Here is a 17,954-nt window from a genome sequence, read left to right as displayed (position 1 = left end):
CAGTCCTCGTACCCAGAGCGGAGCCGCGCAGTCACCGCGCAGGTGGCGCCGTACGTCACAGCGACGGCGGCTGCGGCGCACTCGTGGTGTACGCCGACTGTGACGTCGTGGTCGTGCCCGGGCCCGACGTCGGCGCAGAGGTGGATGTGTCGGGCGAGTCCGGCTTCGTCGTCGGCTCCGTGGTCGTCGGCTCCGTGGTCGTGGGCTCAGTGGTGGTGGGCTCAGTGGTGGTGGGCTCCGTGGTCGTCGGCTCCTTCGTCGTCGGCTCCTTCGTCGTGGGGTCCTTCGTCGTGGGGTCCTTCGTCGTCGTCTCGGAGCTCGGCGACGGCGTGGAGGGGGTGGTGGACGGGGAGCTGGGCGACGTCGGCGTCGACACGCTCACCGAGGGCGAGGGCCGCGCCGGGGGCTGGGTCTTCTTGTCCTTGTCGCCGTCGTCGCCGCGCGGGCGGGAGATCCACTCCTCGTGGTCGTGGTCGTAGATCACGAAGGTCTTGACCGTGGTCCTGGCGGGCGAGATCACCACGACGTCGGAGGAGCGGTACGACGGCCAGGAGTCACCGGTCCGCCGGGGCGTGCCCTGCTGGGCGACCGGCGAGGTCAGCGGGTTGCCGCAGGCGCAGCGGACCTGGGGCACCCCGCGGTCGTCGACCAGGACCGCGGTGCCGGCCTGGAGGACGGCCTGGTAGCTGGTCGCGGCGCCGTCGCGGTAGCCGTGGTTGGTGACGCGGGTGTCCATGCGCAGTTGCACGGGGGTGAGCGAGCGCAGGTAGGAGGGGACGTCGGACGGGTCGACGCGGGCGACCGAGGCGAACGCCCGGTTCTTCTCCGGGGCCTGCTGGAGGTAGGTGATCTGCTTGTCCACGTCGCAGGCCGCGACGTTGCGGGTGCCTCCGTACAGGCCGGGCGCGCCGCCGTCGACGCCTCGTACCGCGTTGGACGGCGCCGACTCGGTCGCCGGGGACGGGCTGACCGGCGGGGCGGAGCTGTCCTTCGCCGTGGACTCGGTGAACGGGTCGGGGCCCGCGTCGCCCGCGGCCTGGAGGAAGACCTCGCCGCTCTGCGCGGTGCCACCGCCCCCGCCGCGCGACAGGACGACGGCGACGACCACCGCGGCCACGACGATCGCGGTGAGCGCCGCGATGCGCGGTACCGACCTCCACCAGGGGTGGTGGGGTTCGGGGACCGGTGCTCCCCCGCCCGTGCCCGGCGGGGGCTGTGCGGGCGGGCCGGAGGGTGGCTGGGAGGGTCCCGACAGGGGGCCCGATGGCGGTCCTGTGGGGCGGCCCGACGACGGAGGTTCGACGCTCACGAGGCCTTCTTCCCGACGCTGGATTCCTGCGACAGTTAGTGGTTCTTCGCGACTTATGCCTCTTTAGCGGCTTTCCGCTCCTCTTCCATTTTGTGCGCCCGCCCCGTGTCACTCGCAAGCCGACGCGGACGGACCTCCCGGCGGGCGGGCCTCACGGGTGCTGCTTAGCGTGGGCAGGGTGAGTGTGCCCACCCCCTCTCGTCCGGTTCCGGCGCGGCACGGCTGGGTGCAGGCCGTCGCCGTGGTGGCGGCGGGCCTGGTGGCGATGGGCGTGGTCGCCGCCCTGGGGCTGTGGGCGGCGGGGGCCGCCGACCTCCCGGACGGCGCCTTTGCGGGGGTCGTCGCGGCGACCGTGGTCACGGCGGTCGGCGGCACGATCGAACTCTCGGGCGACGCCGGAGGGCTGGCCGAGTCCGACGCGGGGCTGACCGTGATCCCGTTGTCGGTCACACTCACCGGCGCCCTGGTCCTGGCCGCCGGTTTCCTGTGGCCGCTGCGGCACCGGGCGGTCGCCGGCACCCGGGAGCTGGCCGGGTGGGCCGCCAGGATCGCCGTGCTGTGGCTGGCCGCGCTCCTGGCGCTGTCCTTCGCCGCCCGCCAGACCTTCTCGCTCTCGCTCGGCGACTTGGGGGCGGACGAACTCGGCGACCTGGGCGACCTGTTCGGCATCTCCCCCGAGGTCGGCTTCACCACGGACGTCCCCGCGACGGTGTTCTTCGGCCTGCTGTGGCTGGCGGGCGTACTGGTGCTGGCCCTGCTGGTCGCGCGGGGGGCTCCGCTGCCCGGGCGGCTGCTGCGTTTCCAGGAGTCGGTGCGGCCGGCCGCGTACGCCATGGTGGCGATGCTGCTGGCGTGGGTCGGCGTGGGCGTCGTCATCGGTGTGGTCGTCGCGGCGACCCGCGGACGTCCGGCCGAGACCTTCGCGACGATCCTGCTCGGCCTGCCGAACCTGGTGTGGCTCTCCCTGACGCTCGGGCTCGGCGCGACCTGGGACGGCCGGGTGGACGGGGCGTTCGCGCTGCCCATGCCGCCTGTGCTGGACGAGGTGCTGCGCGGCGAGGAGGTCGCCGAGCTCAATCTGGGCACGCTCGCCGAGCACGACGGCAGGGTGTGGTGGCTGGTCGTCATCGACGCTCTTCTGCTGCTGGCCGCCGCGTTCGTGACGGCGAGGCGGTCGCCGGCAAGGATGCGCGCCTGGCAGCACGCCGTGCACCTGGCGGTCGCGCTCGGGCTCACGGTGCTGATGATCTGCCTCGTCGGACGCGTCTCGGCGCACTACGGCCTGTCGGTCCTGGGCATCGGCGACCCGGGCGGGGATCTGGGCGGCGAGTTGTTCCTGCGGCCCGAGATCTGGACCGCTGTCGGCCTGGCGCTGCTGTGGGGACTGGTCGCCGGGTTCCTCGGCGGCCTGCTGGCGCGCCGGGTGCGGCACCGGGGCGAGGTGGCGACGCGCCCGGAGGGATGAGCGGACCGGCGTTCACCCCCGGACGACCGACGGCGAGCCGGCGCGGCGCGCGGACCGATGAGCCGGCCGGCGTTCAGCGCCGGAAGACCGGCTGGGCCCAGCGCGGCGGTGGTCTCGGCGTGTTCTCGGCGGACTCCTCCGGGACGCGTACGCCCCCGAGGTCCACCCGCGTCGATGCCCTGCCGGCCGTCGCCCCACCGGCCACGGCGGCGCGCAGGTCGGCGACGAAGGCGAGGCAGTCGTCGTGGCGGTCGTCGGGGGTCTTGGCCAGCGCCATGGCGAAGACGGCATCGACGGTCGGGGCGAGGTCGGGGCGCTCCTCGGTCAGGGGCGGCGGCTCGTCGTACTGGTGGGCCCACAGCAGGGCCATGTCCTCGTCCCGCTGGAACGGGGGGTGGCCCGACAGGCACTCGTAGACCACGCAGGCGAACCCGTAGACGTCGCAACGTGCGTCGACCGGTTTGCCCGAGATCTGCTCGGGGGCCACGTAGTCGAGGGTGCCGACGAACTGGCCGACGGTCGTGAAGCCGGTCAGCGACAGGGACTTCTTCGTCAGCCCGAAATCGGTGAGGTACACGTGCTCGGGATGGTCGCTGTCCATGCCGCGCGCGACAAGGATGTTGCCCGGTTTCACGTCCCGGTGGACCAGCCCGTGCTCGTGCGCCGCGTCGAGGGCGGAGGCGACCTGGGCGGCGATGCGCAAGGCCGCCGGGGAGGGCAGCGGGCCTTCGCGGTCGAGGAGGTGGCGCAGGTCGCTGCCGGCGACGTAGCGCATGGCGATGTACAGGACGCCGTCCGTCTCGCCCGCCTCGTAGACGGGCACGATGTGCGGGTGGTCGATGGCGGCGGCCGTCCGGGACTCATGGGTGAAGCGGCGGCGGAAGGTGTCGTTGCGGGCGAGCTCGGGGGCGAGGAGCTTCAGCGCGACGGTGCGGTCCAGGCGCAGGTCCCTCGCGCGGTAGACCACGGCCATGCCGCCCCGGCCGATCTCGTGCTCGATGCGGTAGCTCGCCACCTGCCGACCGATCAGCTCGGAGGGCCGGCCGGAGAACAGGCTCGTGTCACGGGCCATCGGGGCTCACGACCCGGGTCGGGCCACGGCCGGGGTCCTCGCCGGCGCGGGGTCCGGCGTCCGCGGCGTAGGTGCTCAGGCGGGTGCCGTCCGCGTACGCCCACCGCGCGTCCTCGGCGTCGTACAGCCACATGGACTCGCCGTCGACGACCACGCCGATCCGCAGCTCCGAGGTGCGGGCGCGGAAGGTCTCGCCGTCCATTGCGCCGGCCGCCAGCTCCTCGACCGCGGCTCGGTAGTCGGCCAGTGCCCGCTCGACCCGGCCGAGCAGCGGGCGCGGATCGGCGGCGCCGGTGAGCGGGCCGCCGTCGGCCGTGGGCGGGTCCTCGGGTACGGCGATCAGGAAGCGGCCGTCGACCCAGGCCGCCCAGCCGTTGGCGCACAGGATGTGAGCCCAGTCGCCACGCCGTTCGACGAGCCGGACCGGCAGGAAGGCGTCTAGGGGCACGGTGGGCCGGGCGGGGTCCGGGGCCTCCCAGGCGGGCATGCCGTTGCGGGGGACGACGTGGGTGGGCCGGAAGGCGGGGGAAGCCATCAACGCGCGCCTACTTCCGCATCACGACGGGTTCGCGCCGGCGCAGCAGCCCGGAGACGACGAAGCCGAAGGCCGCGGAAAGCACGACCAGCATGCCCACATCGAGCAGCCACACTCCGGCCGAGTGCTCGAACAGCGGATCGCCGGTCAGGTCGCCGGGCACGATCCGGGACAGCTCGACGGTGCCGGCCATCGCGGCGAACGCCCACCGCGAGGGCACCAGCCACGACAGCTGCTCCAGAACCGGCACGCCGTCCAGCTTCAGCAAGGCGCCGCAGAAGACGACCTGGACGATGGCGAGCAGCACCAGCAGCGGCATCGTCACCTCCTCCTTGCGCACCAGCGCGGAGACGACCAGGCCGAGCATCATCGCGGTGAAGCCCAGCAGGGCCACGATGACGGTGATCTCGACCAGGGGCGGCATCAACACGCCTTCGCCGTCCGGGGCGTTGAGGTCCACGCCGAGCAGGGCGACCAGGGTCAGCACGACCGCCTGCAGTACCGTGATCGTCCCCAGGACCACCACCTTGGACATCAGGTACGCCGATCTGGACAGTCCGACCGCCCGTTCCCGCTGGTAGATGACGCGCTCCTTCACCAGCTCGCGCACCGCGTTCGCCGCGCCCGTGAGCACCGCGCCGACGCACAGGATCAGCAGCGCCGCCGGCGCCTTGTCCCGGGTCAGTTCGGTGCCCGTCAGCGCCCGTGTCAAGCCGCCCATCACGAACGGCAGGGCGATCATGACGGCTAGGAAGGTGCGGTCGGCGCCGAGCGCGGTGGTGTAGCGGCGGATCAGCGTGCCGAGCTGGGCGCCGCGGCTGCGCGGCCGGGGCGGTGGGGTGAGCGCCACCGGGCCCGGGTCGGGGTGCCGGGGCTGGCCGGTCGCGTCCGCGATGTACTGCCGGTGCAGGAGGGAGGCCCGGTAGTCGCCGGCCCAGTCCCGGTCCTGGTCGTGTTCGAAGGCCTCGAAGGCCTCCGGCCAGTGCGCGAAGCCGAAGAAGAGCAGCGCCTCCTCGGGCGGGCCGTAGTAGGCGATCCGTCCGCCGGGTGCGAGGACGAGGAGCCGGTCGCAGACGTCGAGGCTGAGGACGCTGTGGGTGACGACGATGACGGTGCGTCCGTCGTCGGCCAGGCCGCGCAGCATGTGCATCACGGAGCGGTCCATGCCGGGGTCGAGCCCGGAGGTCGGCTCGTCGAGGAACAGCAGCGACGGCTTGGTCAGCAGCTCCATGGCGACGCTCACGCGCTTGCGCTGCCCGCCCGACAGGGTGTGCACGGGCTGTCCGGCGCGCTGCTCCAGGCCCAGCTCGCGGATCACCTCGTCGACCCTGGCCCGGCGTTCGGCCTTGGCGGTGTCCTGCGGGAAGCGCAGCTCGGCGGCGTAGGAAAGGGCGCTGCGGACGGTGAGTTGCGCGTGCAGGATGTCGTCCTGCGGGACCAGGCCGATGCGCTGGCGCAGTTCGGCGTAGTCGTGGTAGAGGTCGCGGCCGTCGTAGAGCACGGTGCCGTGGTCCGCGGGGCGCTGCCCGGTCAGGGCGCCCAGCAGCGTGGACTTTCCGGCGCCGCTGGGGCCGACGACGGCGAGCAGGCACTTCTCCCCCACCGGGAAGGAGACGTGGTCGAGCAGGGTCCTGCGGCCGCGGTCGACGGCGACCGCCAGGTCCTGCACCTCCAGGGAGATCTCGCCGGTGTCGACGTACTGCTGCAGCCGGTCCCCGACCAGGCAGAACGCGGAGTGGCCGATGCCGACGATGTCGCCGGGGGCGATCGGGGCGCGGTCGACCGGACTGCCGTTGAGGTAGGTGCCGTTGTGGCTGCCCAGATCGGTGATCTCGTACGTGCCGTCGGGCAGGGCGCGCAGCTCGGCGTGGTGGCGGGAGACGATCAGGTCGTCGATGACCAGGTCGTTGTCGGCGGCGCGGCCGATGCGGACGCTGCGGGCGGGCAGCGGCCGGACGGTGGTGGGCCGGCGGAACGTGCCGGTGAGGCTGGGCATGGAGACCGACGAAGGGCGCTCCGGCGCACCCGACGGGGCGGGGCGGTCGTCGAGCAGCACGGCGCGGGGGCCGTCGGCGGGGTTGCCGAAGCGGATGACGGTGCCGGGGCCGACGTGCCACTCGTGGACGCGGTGGCCTTCGGTGTAGGTGCCGTTGGTGCTGTTCTCGTCCTCGAGGGTCCAGTGGTCGGCCTCGGGGCGCAGCACCGCGTGGTGCCAGGAGACGCGGGCGTCGTCGATGACGATGTCGCTGAGGGGGTCGCGTCCGACGTGGTAGTCGCGGCCGGGGGTCATCACGGTGGAACCCGACTCGGTCTCCAGGACCAGTACGGGCGCCGTCGGTGCGACCGGCCGCTCCGCCATGTCAGGATTCTATCGATCTATACCCTGGTGCGCCGCTTGCGCCGGGGTCGGCGATCACCCGGGGGCGGGGCTCAGGCGACGGGCACGACCAGTGCCGGGACGGTCCGCTGCATCCGCAGGGCGTCCACCGACTCGGCGAGCAGCTCGTACTCGGTGGTGTCGTCGCTCACGGCGATCCGCACCAGCCGTCCGGCCGCCAACTCGTCGGCCACCAGCTCCTGTTGGCCGACGTCACCGCACCAGGCGCGCAGCACGGTCGGCACGTCGAGCACGGTGTCGGCGACGGGGACGAGCGCGCTCGGCGGGAAGTGCTCTGCATCGGGTTGCGGGTCTAATCGCTCCGCGATCCAGGACGCCCGGTCGCGTAACCACCACAGGGCCAGGGCCAGGGTGGGTGCCCGGTACGTGCCCAGGGGTACGCCGATGCGCTGGCCTCCGCAGACTCCGTATGCGGTGACATGGCAAAGGAACTCGTCGTGCACGTAGCCTCCCCCGTGTTGCCGTGTTCGCCTGCCGGCGGGCCTCGCTTTCCGTGCGGCTCGTGAGCGGTGGGTGAGGGGGCCGTCGCCCCATGTGAGGCTCCCTCGTAGTGAGTATGTTCACTACTGAAACACTGTCACCACGACTTTCCGGCCAGTCTCCTGGCATATTCACAGCCGGTATTGGCCGAAACACGACGAGTGCGCGTCAACCCCGTTTCATTACCCCGGCGGTAATCGAGCTTCCCGACGAGTGCGGGCATGGTGACGGCACCGGGTCACCGCGGCCGGGACCCGGTTTCCGACCAGCAGTGACGACCTCAGGGGAGGCTGATCCACCATGCCCGCGTCCACCGACCGCTACCGGATCGCCGTCGCCCGCTACTTCGAGGCCTGGAACGCCCGCGAACCCGAGGCACTGGCCCGGGCGGTCGCCACCGCGTGGAACCCGCTGGGCGGCTACACCGACCTCCTGGCCGACGTCCACGGGCACGAGGGGATCGTGGCCGTCGTCGCGGCGGCGCAGGCACGCTTCCCCGGCTTCGCCTTCCGGCTCACGGGCTCCGTCGACGGCCACCACGACACGGCACGTTTCTCCTGGGAGCTGGTGAGCGAGACCGGCGGTACCCCCTCCGAGGAAGGGTCGGCGCCCCTGGCCGGGTTCGATGTGATCACGCTGGACCCCGAGGGACGGATCTGGTCCGTCCTCGGGTTCCTGGACCGGGCGCCCACCGGGGCGTGAGCGATGAGTTCCGGGCCGCGCGGCGGTCTCGACCAGTGAAGGCCGAGGAGACCGCCGTGAAGGGAGCCCACCATGACCACCAGCGGGAAAGTGGACGCGGAGTTCACCGCCGTCCTGCGCAAGAGCCCGAGTGAGGGCGGCTGGACCTATGTCGTGTGGCCGCAGTCCGTCGACTTCTTCGGCACCCGCGGACTGGTCAAGGTCCGCGGGACCGTCGACGGACATCCGTTCCGGAGTTCGTTCATGGCCCTCGGGGACGGCACTCACAAGCTCCCCGTCAAGGCAGAGGTGCGCAAGGCCATCGGGAAACAGGAGGGCGACACGGTCACCGTTCGCCTGACGGAACGACTCAGCCCTTGATCACCGCGTCGATCCGGGCCAGCTCCTCCGCGTCGAAGTCCAGGTTGCCGATCGCGGCGACGCTGTCCTCGATCTGCCGCGCGCTGCTCGCGCCGACGAGCGCGGAGGTCACCCGTCCGCCGCGCAGGACCCAGGCCAGGGCCAGCTGGGCCAGGGTCTGCCCGCGGCCCTTGGCGATCTCGTCGAGGGCGCGCAGCCTGCCGACCAGATCCTCGGTGACCGCGTCGGAGTTCAGGAACGGGCTGTCGCTCGCGGCCCGCGAGTCCTCCGGGATGCCGTCGAGGTAGCGGCCGGTCAGCAGACCCTGCTCCAGCGGGGAGAAGACGATGGAGCCGACCTGGAGCTCGTCCAGGGCGTCCAGGAGGCCCTCGTCCTCGGGGCGGCGGTCGAGCATCGAGTAACGCGGCTGGTGGATGAGGAGCGGGGTGCCCAGGTCACGCAGGATGCGGGCGGCCTCGCGGGTCTGCTCGGCCGAGTAGTTGGAGACGCCGACGTACAGCGCCTTGCCCTGCTGCACCGCCGAGTGCAGGGCTCCCATCGTCTCCTCCAGCGGAGTGTCCGGGTCGGGGCGGTGCGAGTAGAAGATGTCGACGTAGTCCAGGCCCATGCGCTGCAGGCTCTGGTCGAGCGAGGACAGCAGGTACTTGCGCGAGCCCCACTCGCCGTACGGGCCGGGCCACATCAGATAGCCGGCCTTCGTGGAGATGATCAGCTCGTCCCGGTACGGCGCGAAGTCCGCCTTCAGCGCCTCGCCGAGCGCGGACTCGGCGGAGCCGGGCGGCGGGCCGTAGTTGTTGGCCAGGTCGAAGTGGGTGACGCCGAGGTCGAAGGCGCGGCGCAGGATGGCCCGCTGGTGCTCGACCGAGCGGTCCGCCGGACCGAAGTTGTGCCAGAGGCCGAGCGAGATCGCAGGAAGCTTGAGGCCGCTGCGTCCGGTGCGCCGGTAGGGCATGTCCGCGTAGCGGTCGGGGTGTGCGGTGTACAACGCGACTCCAGAGGGGTTGGCACACGAGGGACGGCTCCGAGGAGCCGTCCCGCAGTCGCCGTCCACTCTGTCGTGACCTGCGGGCAGTGGTCCAACAGGTAAATCAGATGGGATTCAGCGGCTACGCTGCTCAATCATGGAACTGCGCCATCTCCAGCACTTCGTGGCGGTCGCCGAGGACCAGCACTTCACCCGGGCGGCCGAGCGCCTGATGGTCTCCCAGTCGGGCCTGTCGGCCTCGATCCGGGCGCTGGAACGGGAGTTGCAGACCCCGCTGTTCGTGCGCACGACCCGCCGGGTGACGCTCACCCCGGCCGGCCGTGCCCTGCTGTGCGAGGCGGAGCGGATCCTGGCGCAGGTGCGGGCCGCCCATGAGGCGGTGGCCGCGGTGCAGGGCGTGCTGCGCGGGATGCTGGCGCTCGGGTCCGAGCAGTGCATCGCCGGAGTGCATGTGGCGGGGCTGCTCGCGGCCTTCCGGCGGCAGCATCCGGATGTGGAGATCTGTCTGCGGCAGGCGGGCTCGGGCGCCCTGGCGGAGGAGGTCGCGGCCGGGCGCCTCGACATGGCCTTCGCCGTACGGGCCGCGCAAGAGGACACCGACCAGCTGCGCGTCGTACCGCTGACCGGCGAACCGATGACCGTCCTGTGCCATCCGAGCCACCGGCTCGCGGCCGCCGGGGCAGCGGTCACTCCGGAGGATCTCGGCGGGGAGGTCTTCGTCGACTTCCACCCGGACTGGGGGCCGCGCCGCACCACCGATGCCGTGTTCGCCGCGGCGGGGGTACGGCGGAGCGTCGCCCTGGAGGTCAACGACGTGCACAGCCTGCTGGACCTGGTGGACGAGAACCTCGGCGTCGCCGTCGTACCGCGCCACTTCCGGCACAAGCGGCGGTCACTGACGGCGCTGCCCGTGAAGGTCGCCGACGAGACCGTCTACGAGACGGTCGCCCTGCTCCCCCCGCCGCAGGCGACGAGCCCGGCCGCCCGGGCGCTCATGGCGCTGCTGGAGACGGAAGGCGCGTGACGGCCGGTTGCGCGATGGTGGAGCCATGCATGCCAAGGACATCCTCATCGACGGTTACCACCGCATCCAGGAAGAAGTCCACGCCGCCGTCGAGGGCCTCGACCTCGACGCCCTGCACGCCCGCCCCTCCCCCGACGCCAACTCCATCGCCTGGCTGGTGTGGCATCTCACCCGGGTCCAGGACGACCACGTCGCCGACGCCTTCGACCTCGACCAGGTGTGGCTGACGCAGGACTTCCAGAAGACCTTCGGGCTCGACCTGCCACGCCACGACACCGGCTACGGCCACACCGCCGCGAAGGTGGCCAAGGTGCGGGTCGACTCCGGCGACCTGCTGACCGGCTACTACGACGCCGTGCACACCCAGACCCTCGGCGCCCTGCGCCAGGTGGCCGCCAAAGATCTGGAGCGCATCGTGGACGAGCGCTGGGATCCGCCGGTCAGCCTGGGTGTGCGGCTGGTCAGCGTCCTGTCCGACGATCTGCAGCACGTCGGACAGGCCGCCTATGTGCGGGGACTGCTCACCGGGTCCTAGAACACCGGGAACACGGGGTACACCCGGGCTGCCTCAGAGCTCGTAGCCCGGAAGGACGACGTCCTCGATGAGGGCCTTGCGCTCGTCGAACGGGATGAACGCGCTCTTGACGGCATTCACCGTGACCGTGCGCAGGTCCTCGACCGTCCAGCCCGCCTCCTCGACCAGCAGTGACATCTCCCGGGTCATCGTCGTGCCCGACACCAGGCGGTTGTCGGTGTTGAGGGTGACACGGAAGCCGAGGTCCTTGAGCGCGGTGATCGGGTGCTCGGCGATCGAGGTGGCGGCGCCGGTCTGGAGGTTGGACGTCGGGCACATCTCCAGGGCGATACGACGGTCGCGCACCCAGCCGGCGAGGCGGCCGAGCTTGCCGGCAGCCAGGTCGGGGATGTCGTCGGTGATGCGCACACCGTGACCGATGCGCTGGGCCCCGCAGATCTGGAGGGCCTGGTGGATGCTGGACAGGCCGTCGGCCTCGCCGGCGTGGATGGTGAAGGGCACGCTCTCGCGGCGCAGGTACTCGAAGGCGTCGAGGTGGTCGGCGGCGGGGAAACCGGCCTCGGCTCCGGCGATGTCGAAGCCCACGACACCGGCGTCCCGGAAGGCGACGGCCAGGTCGGCGGCCTCGCGCACCCGGTCGAACATCCGCATACCGCACAGCAGGGTCCCGACACGCACCGGAGTGCCGGCGGCCGCGGCCTTCGCCATACCGGCGGCGAGGCCCTCCTGGACGGTCTCGACGACCTCGGCGAGGGTCAGCCCGCCGTTGGTGTTCAGCTCGGGGGCGTAGCGCACCTCGCCGTAGACGACGCCGTCGGCCGCCAGGTCGAGGACGTACTCCTCGGCGGTGCGCAGCAGGCCCTCGCGGGTCTGCATCACGGCGAGCGTGTGCTCGAAGGTGGCTATGTAGCGGACCAGGTCGCCGGAGTTCGCGGCCTCGAAGTACCAGGCGGCGAGCTCGTCCGGGTCGGTGGTGGGCAGGGTGTGGCCGACCTCGGCCGCGAGCTCCACCACGGTGGCGGGGCGCAGGCCGCCGTCGAGGTGGTCGTGCAGGACGGCCTTGGGGAGGCGGCGGATCACGTCGGCGTCTACGCGCGTAGCAGTCATGGCGGGGTCTTTCCTTGAGCGGGGCGGTTCGAGGTGGCGGGAGCGGGTCAGGCGGTGGGCTGGAGCAGGTCCCAGCGGTTGCCGTACAGGTCCTGGAAGACGGCGACCGAGCCGTACGGCTCGTGCCGCGGCTCCTCCAGGAAGGTCACGCCCGCGGCGAGCATCCGGGCGTGGTCGCGGGTGAAGTCGTCGGTGTGCAGGAAGAACCCGACGCGCCCGCCGGTCTGGTCACCGACCCGGGCGCGCTGCCCGTCACCCTTGGCCCGGGCCAGCAGCAGGGCGGTGCCCTGGTCGCCGGGCTGGACGGCGACCCAGCGGGAGCCGTCCGGGCGGGGGGTGTCCTCGACGAGCCGGAAGCCGAGGGCTTCGGTGTAGAAGCGGATCGCCTCGTCGTAGTCGTCGACGACGAGGGTGACCAGGGCGATGCGTCTCATCGGGGCCTTCCGGAGGTGCGATTGACGGGAGAGGTTATACGTAAAACGTGCGCGGCGCCAGTCCTGACCGGGACCGTGGTCCTACGCCCGCGGCCCGAGGTGCGCGAGGCGTCCGGCGGCTAGCGTTTCCGGGCATGACGATCACGCAGGAGCCGCGCAGTCCCGAGCGCCGCAAGCAGGACGTCCTGGACCGCCTGGAACGGGAGACGGACATCTGGGTGGCCTCGGCCGACACCGACGGGGTGCCGTGTCTGGTCGCGCTGTGGTTCGTCTGGGACGGCGAGGCGCTCTGGCTGGCCACGCGTCCAGGCAACCCCACGGGCCGCAACCTGCGGACCGGCCGGCGGACCCGGCTGGCCTTCGGGGACACGCGCGACGTCGTGCTCATCGACGGCGATGTGGAGGTCCACGGCGTCGACGAAGTGCCGGCCGAGGCGGCCGAGGCGTTCCACGCGAAGACGGGGTGGGATCCGCGCGGCGACTCCGCGACGTACGCCTACTACCGGGTGCGTCCGCGCGCGGTGCAGGCCTGGCACGAGCAGCGTGAGCTGCCGCGACGGCATCTCATGCGGGACGGGGTGTGGCTTGTATGAACAACTCCCGCGTGTACGTCCCCTAGCCATCCATTTCCCGCACAGGTGTTACCTAGGAGTAATCCCTGATGGTTTGATGTGCGGCGCCACTCAACCCCCTTCGACCACAGGGAGATCCAGTGACGCTCTCCGCACAACGCCGTGCACAGGGCTCGGCCGTGCTCGCCCTCTCGCTCGCCACCGCCGGTCTCGTGGGCGCGGCGCCCGTCGCGTCGGCCGCCGAGCAGGCGCCGCCGCTCAAGGTGCTGTCGTACAACGTCTTCCTGTTCAGCAAGTCCCTGTACCCGAACTGGGGCCAGGACCACCGAGCCGCGCAGATCGCCAAGGCGCCGTTCGTGCAGGGCAACGACGTCGTCGTCCTCCAGGAGGCCTTCGACAACTCCTCCTCCGACGCGCTGAAGAGCTCCCTCGCCGGTCAGTACCCGTACCAGACCCCGGTCGTCGGGCGCACCAGGAGCGGCTGGGACGCCACCGGCGGCGCGTACTCGGCGACCACGCCCGAGGACGGCGGGGTCACGATCCTCAGCAAGTGGCCGATACTGCGCCAGGAGCAGTGGGTCTACAAGGACGCGTGCGGGGCGGACTGGTGGTCCAACAAGGGCTTCGCGTATGTGGTGCTGAACGTGAACGGGACCAAGGCGCACGTCGTCGGCACCCACGCCCAGTCCACCGACCCGGGCTGTGACGCCGGCGAGGCGGCCGCGATGCGCAGCCGGCAGTTCAGGGCGATCGACGCCTTCCTGGACGGCAAGAACATCCCGGCGAGCGAGCAGGTGCTTCTCGCCGGTGACCTGAACGTCGACTCGCGGACGTCCGAGTACGCCTCGATGCTGGCCGACGGCGGCCTGGTGGGGGCCGACGCACGCACCGGGCACCCGTACTCCTTCGACACCCAGGAGAACTCCATCGCCCGCGACCGCTACCCGGACGACCCGCGCGAGGACCTCGACTACGTCCTGCACCGCGCGGGTCACGCCCGGCCCACGGTCTGGAAGAACGACGTCGTCAAGGAGCAGAGCGCGCCCTGGACGGTGTCGAGTTGGGGCACCGACTACACGTACACCAATCTCTCGGACCACTACCCGGTGACCGGGTACGCGGGCTGATGTCGATCTTTTGATCGTCCCGGCTCAACCGGCCTTTCGGCGGGCCCTGTTGAGCCGGGTCAGCTCGTCGTCCGTGAGGCGGAGGGCACCAGCGGCCACGTTCTCGGCCAGGTGGTCCGGGTTGCCGGTGCCGGGGATGGCCAGGACGTGCGGGCCCTGGTGCAGGGTCCAGGCGATGCGCACCTGGGCAGGCGACGCGCCGTGCGCCCGCGCCACGGCGAGCACCTCGTCGTCGTGGGCGTCGGTCGCGCCCCGCTCCCCCGTCTCACCCGCCACCGCGTAGAACGGCACGAAGGCGATGCCCTGCTCACTGCACAGACGCAGGAGTTCGTCGGCCTCGGGGTCGGGCCGGTCGAGCGCGTAGCGATTCTGCACGCACACCACGGGCGCGATGGCCCGCGCCTCGGCGAGATGCCGTGGCTCGACGGCGGAGATGCCGAGGTGCCGGATGAGGCCTGCCTCGCGCAGTTCGGCCAGCGCGCCGAAGTGCTCGGCGATGGAATCCTGCTGCATGCGACGCAGGTATACGACGTCCAGGTGGTCACGGCCGAGTTGGCGCAGGTTCTCCTCGACGTGGCCGCGCAGTTGGTCGGGCCGGGCCGAGGTGCCCCAGTCGCCGTGGTAGTCGCGGTAGGGGCCCACCTTCGTGGCGATGACCAGGTCGTCGGGGTACGGCGCCAGCGCGGTGTTGATGAGTTCGTTGGCCGAGCGGAGGGCGGAGAAGTAGAAGGCGGCGGTGTCGATGTGGTTCACGCCGACCTCAACCGCCTTGCGCAGTACGGCGATCGAGCGCTCCCGGTCGCTGGGCGTCCCGTGGTGGAAGGCGGCACTGCCCGTCAGCCGCATCGCGCCGAAGCCGACGCGACTGACGGACAGGGCGCCGAGTTGCCAGGCGCCCGCGGCGTCCGCGGCGTCCGCGGTGATCGTTTCCGAGGTCATCGGCGGAGTGTCGCACAAGCCACGGACACCGGGGCCTCAGCAGTAGAGGTTGCCGCCCGGGGAGACGCCGAGGATCTGGGTGAACCGCTGGTAGGCGTTCACCCGGCTCTGCACCTGGGCCGGGTTCTTGCCGTCGCACTCGAGGGAGCCGTTGATGCTGCGGATCGTCTGGCCGAAGCCGGCCTGATTCACCATGGCGTTGTGCGGGGTCATGGTGCCGGGGCCGGTCTGGGTGTTCCAGTACCACAGGCCGGTCTTCCAGGCGACGGCCGCCTCGTTCTGCACCCGCCAGGGGTTGCCCAGCAGGTCGATGCCGAGCGCGTCGCCCGCGGCCTTGTAGTTGAAGTTCCAGCTGAGCTGGATGGGGCCGCGTCCGTAGTAGGCGGCCTGGCCCGCGGGACAGCCGTAGGGCTGACTCCAGTCGCAGTAGTGGGGGTAGTTGGCTTGGTTCTGCTCGACGATGTGGACCAGGCCGCCGGTCTCGTGGTTGACGTTGGCGAGGAAGGCGGCCGCCTCCTGCTTCTTCACCGTGTCGCTGCCCGTGTTCGCGAAGCCGGGGTATGCGGCGAGGGCGGCGGTGAGGCCGCTGTAGGTGTAGAACGGGTTCCGGTTCGGGAACATCTGGTTGAACTGCGACTCGCTGACGACGAAGCCGGCGGCGGAAGCGCTCGGTGTCGGCTGGAGCACCAGCGCGGCGCCGGCCAGGGCGAGTGAGGACAGGACTGCTGCCGTACGGCGCTTCGGCACAGGATCAACTCCTTTGCGGAGCACGGCCGCACCCGGGCAGGGGCAGCAGGGAGCAGCACCTTGTGCGCACGCACCGACGGGGTCGGTCACGGCGTGGGGGCGGCCGTGGTGGGGGGTGTGGGGACACACTCAACCGCGTTGGTCTGTACCAGTCAAGGGTGTAGACCAGACAAGGTATAGACCAGGCAACGGCGCCCGCGGGACGGCCCGTTGTCAGGCCCGCGGGAGTGCCCGTTGCTCAGATTGCGGTCTCCTGCTCCGCCTGCTCCAGCGTGCCGACCAGGCGCTCCAGCAGCCCCCGCAGCAGCTCGTCGTCAGCCTCGCCGAGCACCGGCATGCCGGCCCGCACCTCGCGGCCGATCCGCCGCCGGTAGGTCTCGCCGCGCGGGGTGAGGTGGGCGAGTATGCGACGTCGGTCGAGGGGGTCGACCCGGCGGTACACGAGGTTCTGGTCGACGAGTTGGTCGACCAGCTTGGTCAGGGTCGCCGGGGGCAGGAAGGCGGCTTCGGCCACCGCCGTCATGGGGTGGCCCTCGCCGTCGGAGAGCAGTGACAGCACCCGCCAGGCCTCGAGCGAGCAGCCGTCCCCGTCCAGGACGCTCCGGAGCCGGCGTGCGGCCAGGCGTTCGGCGCGCGTCAACAGCTGCATCAGGTCCTGGGGCTGACGCGGAGGTGTGGGCATCCTGCTCCTCGGTCCCGGGGTCCCGTCATCGTACAAGTGCCGCTTCACCGAAGGGTCGTCCACGTGTCACCGAGGCACCGTCGACGTGCACCACTCCCCCACCGCCCAGCCCCCGAGACGGACTGGAGTTCACCGAACGGACCCGGAATCATGACGGCATGTTCCAGCTCGACCCCCATCCGCTCGACTGGTTCACCGTCGACGACTCCGTGCTCAGCGTCGCCCTCGTCTTCCCGATGCAGGGCGCCGCGGGCATCTTCGGACCGACCTGCGAACTGTGCGCACAGCTCGCCGCGGAGGAGGTCAACCACGCGGGCGGAGTGCTCGGCAAGCAGCTGCGGCTGCTGCCGGTGGACGGCGGTGCCGAGCCCCGCGAGATCGCCGAACGGGTCGAGGCGCTCGTGGACCTCGGCGTCGTGCAGGGCGTCACCGGCTGGCACATCTCCTCGGTGCGCCAGGCGCTCGCCCCGCGCATAGCGCACCGGGTGCCGTACGTGTACACCGCGCTGTACGAGGGCGGGGAGCACACCACCGGCGTCTATCTGACCAGCGAGACGCCGGACGACCAACTGCGGCCCGCGATGCGGCTGCTGGCGGGCGAGCGCAAGGTGCGCCGGTGGTTCGTCGTCGGGAACGACTACGTGTGGCCGCGGCGCACCGCGCGTGCCGCGTGCGGATACGCGCGCGAGTCGGGCGGCGGCGTGTGCGGGCAGGTGTACCTGCCGCTCGGCACCCATGACTTCGACAGTGTGCTGCGGCGGATCGAGCGGTCGGACGCGGACGCGGTCCTGATGCTCCTGGTGGGCAACGACGCCGTCCGGTTCAACCGGGCGTTCGCGGCGGCCGGCCTCGATGAGCGCTGCCTGCGCCTGAGCACGCTCATGGACGAGAACATGCTGCTGGCCAGCGGCCCCACGGCGACGGCCGGCCTCTACAGCACCGCCGGGTTCTTCGCCTCGCTCGCCAACCAGGACACCCTCGACTTCCAGGGCCGCTACGCCGGGCGGTACGGCACCGAGGCACCGGCCCCCGGGAGTCTCGGCGAATCGTGTTACGAGGGCGTGCTGTTGCTCGCCGCGCTCGTCGCCCGGGCCCGGACACTGGACGTGGCGGCCATCGGCGCGACGGCCGAGTCGGTGTCGTACGAAGGGCCGCGCGGGCTGCTGCGGCTCAGCGGCAGCCACGTCAGGCAGCGCATCTACCTCGCGCAGGCGGACGGTGTGGACTTCGACGTGCTCACCCAGCTCGACGTCGGCACCGCCACGCCTTCCTGACAGCTCAGCCTTGACATGCCCCCACCCACCCCAGATACTTCCCGCAGGAAGTAATTAGAATGCCTCGGGCGAAGTGTGAATTCCGGTGCGGAATTCGACCCGGGGCATTTGTGTTTCCTGTTTCTTTCCCGACGGAGAGCCGGAAGATACAGCCGGGTAAGTGACCCGAAACACCCTGGAAACAGGCCGACTTGAGGCTGTGCACCG

Annotated in this window: 19 protein-coding genes; 8 read left to right on the top strand and 11 right to left on the bottom strand. The window is 71.5% G+C overall.

Annotated features, from left to right (window positions below):
* Positions 1 to 55: 55 nt before the first annotated feature.
* Positions 56 to 1,309, bottom strand: a complete 1,254-nt coding sequence (locus ACIBAG_RS15915) for a DUF6777 domain-containing protein (RefSeq protein ID WP_399105276.1) — start codon at positions 1,307 to 1,309, stop codon at positions 56 to 58.
* Between the two features lie 178 nt (positions 1,310 to 1,487).
* Between ACIBAG_RS15915 and ACIBAG_RS15910 the strand changes: the two genes are divergently transcribed.
* Positions 1,488 to 2,774, top strand: coding sequence for a streptophobe family protein (locus ACIBAG_RS15910; protein WP_399105274.1), 1,287 nt, complete (start codon positions 1,488 to 1,490; stop codon positions 2,772 to 2,774).
* A gap of 73 nt (positions 2,775 to 2,847) precedes the next feature.
* On the opposite strand, the gene ACIBAG_RS15905 is transcribed toward ACIBAG_RS15910, so the two are convergent.
* The 4 genes from ACIBAG_RS15905 to ACIBAG_RS15890 all read right to left on the bottom strand — a co-directional run bounded on the left by ACIBAG_RS15905 (position 2,848) and on the right by ACIBAG_RS15890 (position 7,222).
* The gene (locus ACIBAG_RS15905; RefSeq protein WP_399105272.1) at positions 2,848 to 3,846 is read right to left on the bottom strand and encodes a serine/threonine-protein kinase; all 999 of its coding nucleotides are present in this window, start codon (positions 3,844 to 3,846) and stop codon (positions 2,848 to 2,850) included.
* Positions 3,836 to 4,381: a hypothetical protein gene (locus ACIBAG_RS15900; RefSeq protein WP_399105270.1), complete on the bottom strand. Its 546-nt coding sequence runs from the start codon at positions 4,379 to 4,381 to the stop codon at positions 3,836 to 3,838. The genes ACIBAG_RS15905 and ACIBAG_RS15900 overlap by 11 nt, the downstream gene beginning before the upstream one ends.
* A gap of 10 nt (positions 4,382 to 4,391) precedes the next feature.
* The gene (locus tag ACIBAG_RS15895; RefSeq protein WP_399105268.1) at positions 4,392 to 6,740 is read right to left on the bottom strand and encodes an FHA domain-containing protein; all 2,349 of its coding nucleotides are present in this window, start codon (positions 6,738 to 6,740) and stop codon (positions 4,392 to 4,394) included.
* A gap of 71 nt (positions 6,741 to 6,811) precedes the next feature.
* Entirely contained in the window at positions 6,812 to 7,222 is a 411-nt protein-coding gene (locus ACIBAG_RS15890; protein ID WP_399105266.1) for a hypothetical protein, read from the bottom strand.
* A gap of 337 nt (positions 7,223 to 7,559) precedes the next feature.
* On the opposite strand from ACIBAG_RS15890, the gene ACIBAG_RS15885 reads away from it, so the two are divergent.
* Together ACIBAG_RS15885 and ACIBAG_RS15880 are read left to right on the top strand one after the other, a co-directional pair.
* Positions 7,560 to 7,961: a nuclear transport factor 2 family protein gene (locus ACIBAG_RS15885; RefSeq protein WP_399105264.1), complete on the top strand. Its 402-nt coding sequence runs from the start codon at positions 7,560 to 7,562 to the stop codon at positions 7,959 to 7,961.
* A 72-nt stretch (positions 7,962 to 8,033) separates the two neighbouring features.
* Positions 8,034 to 8,321 carry a DUF1905 domain-containing protein gene (locus tag ACIBAG_RS15880; protein WP_399105262.1) on the top strand — a complete coding sequence of 96 codons (288 nt, stop codon included), beginning with the start codon at positions 8,034 to 8,036 and terminating at the stop codon, positions 8,319 to 8,321.
* Here ACIBAG_RS15880 and mgrA read toward each other — a convergent pair.
* Positions 8,311 to 9,306 (bottom strand): L-glyceraldehyde 3-phosphate reductase, encoded by a 996-nt coding sequence (gene mgrA, locus ACIBAG_RS15875; protein WP_399105260.1) that lies wholly within the window; start codon positions 9,304 to 9,306, stop codon positions 8,311 to 8,313. The two genes, ACIBAG_RS15880 and mgrA, sit on opposite strands and share 11 nt — an antisense overlap.
* Positions 9,307 to 9,442: 136 nt before the next feature.
* Here mgrA and ACIBAG_RS15870 point away from each other — a divergent pair, with 136 nt between their 5' ends.
* Together ACIBAG_RS15870 and ACIBAG_RS15865 are read left to right on the top strand one after the other, a co-directional pair.
* On the top strand, positions 9,443 to 10,330 hold the full coding sequence (locus tag ACIBAG_RS15870; protein WP_399105258.1) for a LysR substrate-binding domain-containing protein: 888 nt from the start codon (positions 9,443 to 9,445) through the stop codon (positions 10,328 to 10,330).
* A 25-nt stretch (positions 10,331 to 10,355) separates the two neighbouring features.
* Positions 10,356 to 10,865, top strand: coding sequence for a DUF664 domain-containing protein (locus tag ACIBAG_RS15865; RefSeq protein ID WP_399105256.1), 510 nt, complete (start codon positions 10,356 to 10,358; stop codon positions 10,863 to 10,865).
* Positions 10,866 to 10,898: 33 nt separating this feature from the next.
* Here the strand turns inward: ACIBAG_RS15865 and ACIBAG_RS15860 are convergent, their stop codons facing one another.
* Positions 10,899 to 11,972 (bottom strand): adenosine deaminase, encoded by a 1,074-nt coding sequence (locus tag ACIBAG_RS15860; RefSeq protein ID WP_399105254.1) that lies wholly within the window; start codon positions 11,970 to 11,972, stop codon positions 10,899 to 10,901.
* A 47-nt stretch (positions 11,973 to 12,019) separates the two neighbouring features.
* Positions 12,020 to 12,406, bottom strand: a complete 387-nt coding sequence (locus tag ACIBAG_RS15855; protein WP_399105252.1) for a VOC family protein — start codon at positions 12,404 to 12,406, stop codon at positions 12,020 to 12,022.
* 134 nt (positions 12,407 to 12,540) lie between these two features.
* On the opposite strand from ACIBAG_RS15855, the gene ACIBAG_RS15850 reads away from it, so the two are divergent.
* On the top strand, positions 12,541 to 12,999 hold the full coding sequence (locus ACIBAG_RS15850; protein WP_399105250.1) for a pyridoxamine 5'-phosphate oxidase family protein: 459 nt from the start codon (positions 12,541 to 12,543) through the stop codon (positions 12,997 to 12,999).
* 119 nt (positions 13,000 to 13,118) lie between these two features.
* Entirely contained in the window at positions 13,119 to 14,105 is a 987-nt protein-coding gene (sph, locus tag ACIBAG_RS15845; RefSeq protein WP_399105248.1) for a sphingomyelin phosphodiesterase, read from the top strand.
* A gap of 24 nt (positions 14,106 to 14,129) precedes the next feature.
* On the opposite strand, the gene ACIBAG_RS15840 is transcribed toward sph, so the two are convergent.
* The 3 genes from ACIBAG_RS15840 to ACIBAG_RS15830 form a co-directional block, all read right to left on the bottom strand.
* A complete protein-coding gene (locus ACIBAG_RS15840; protein WP_399105246.1) occupies positions 14,130 to 15,044 on the bottom strand; it encodes an aldo/keto reductase in 915 nt (304 codons plus the stop codon).
* 36 nt (positions 15,045 to 15,080) lie between these two features.
* The gene (locus ACIBAG_RS15835) at positions 15,081 to 15,791 is read right to left on the bottom strand and encodes a chitinase (protein WP_399105244.1); all 711 of its coding nucleotides are present in this window, start codon (positions 15,789 to 15,791) and stop codon (positions 15,081 to 15,083) included.
* 238 nt (positions 15,792 to 16,029) lie between these two features.
* On the bottom strand, positions 16,030 to 16,473 hold the full coding sequence (locus tag ACIBAG_RS15830) for a MarR family winged helix-turn-helix transcriptional regulator (protein ID WP_399105242.1): 444 nt from the start codon (positions 16,471 to 16,473) through the stop codon (positions 16,030 to 16,032).
* Between the two features lie 158 nt (positions 16,474 to 16,631).
* On the opposite strand from ACIBAG_RS15830, the gene ACIBAG_RS15825 reads away from it, so the two are divergent.
* Positions 16,632 to 17,747, top strand: a complete 1,116-nt coding sequence (locus ACIBAG_RS15825; RefSeq protein ID WP_399105240.1) for a substrate-binding domain-containing protein — start codon at positions 16,632 to 16,634, stop codon at positions 17,745 to 17,747.
* Positions 17,748 to 17,954: the final 207 nt, after the last annotated feature.

Source organism: Streptomyces sp. NPDC051243 (genome assembly GCF_044455405.1).
Lineage (GTDB): Bacteria > Actinomycetota > Actinomycetes > Streptomycetales > Streptomycetaceae > Streptomyces.
The sequence above is the reverse complement of the archived record's forward strand: the minus strand, read 5'-3'. Positions and strand labels throughout refer to the sequence as shown.

What these genes read in the sequence shown, in the direction of transcription:
- ACIBAG_RS15905 (WP_399105272.1), bottom strand. Translation starts at nt 3,846, where the DNA reads ATGGCCCGTGACACGAGCCTGTTCTCCGGCCGGCCCTCCGAGCTGATC.
- ACIBAG_RS15900 (WP_399105270.1), bottom strand. Translation starts at nt 4,381, where the DNA reads ATGGCTTCCCCCGCCTTCCGGCCCACCCACGTCGTCCCCCGCAACGGC.
- ACIBAG_RS15895 (WP_399105268.1), bottom strand. Translation starts at nt 6,740, where the DNA reads ATGGCGGAGCGGCCGGTCGCACCGACGGCGCCCGTACTGGTCCTGGAG.
- ACIBAG_RS15885 (WP_399105264.1), top strand. Translation starts at nt 7,560, where the DNA reads ATGCCCGCGTCCACCGACCGCTACCGGATCGCCGTCGCCCGCTACTTC.
- ACIBAG_RS15880 (WP_399105262.1), top strand. Translation starts at nt 8,034, where the DNA reads ATGACCACCAGCGGGAAAGTGGACGCGGAGTTCACCGCCGTCCTGCGC.
- ACIBAG_RS15870 (WP_399105258.1), top strand. Translation starts at nt 9,443, where the DNA reads ATGGAACTGCGCCATCTCCAGCACTTCGTGGCGGTCGCCGAGGACCAG.
- ACIBAG_RS15865 (WP_399105256.1), top strand. Translation starts at nt 10,356, where the DNA reads ATGCATGCCAAGGACATCCTCATCGACGGTTACCACCGCATCCAGGAA.
- ACIBAG_RS15860 (WP_399105254.1), bottom strand. Translation starts at nt 11,972, where the DNA reads ATGACTGCTACGCGCGTAGACGCCGACGTGATCCGCCGCCTCCCCAAG.
- ACIBAG_RS15855 (WP_399105252.1), bottom strand. Translation starts at nt 12,406, where the DNA reads ATGAGACGCATCGCCCTGGTCACCCTCGTCGTCGACGACTACGACGAG.
- ACIBAG_RS15850 (WP_399105250.1), top strand. Translation starts at nt 12,541, where the DNA reads ATGACGATCACGCAGGAGCCGCGCAGTCCCGAGCGCCGCAAGCAGGAC.
- ACIBAG_RS15840 (WP_399105246.1), bottom strand. Translation starts at nt 15,044, where the DNA reads ATGACCTCGGAAACGATCACCGCGGACGCCGCGGACGCCGCGGGCGCC.
- ACIBAG_RS15830 (WP_399105242.1), bottom strand. Translation starts at nt 16,473, where the DNA reads ATGCCCACACCTCCGCGTCAGCCCCAGGACCTGATGCAGCTGTTGACG.
- ACIBAG_RS15825 (WP_399105240.1), top strand. Translation starts at nt 16,632, where the DNA reads ATGTTCCAGCTCGACCCCCATCCGCTCGACTGGTTCACCGTCGACGAC.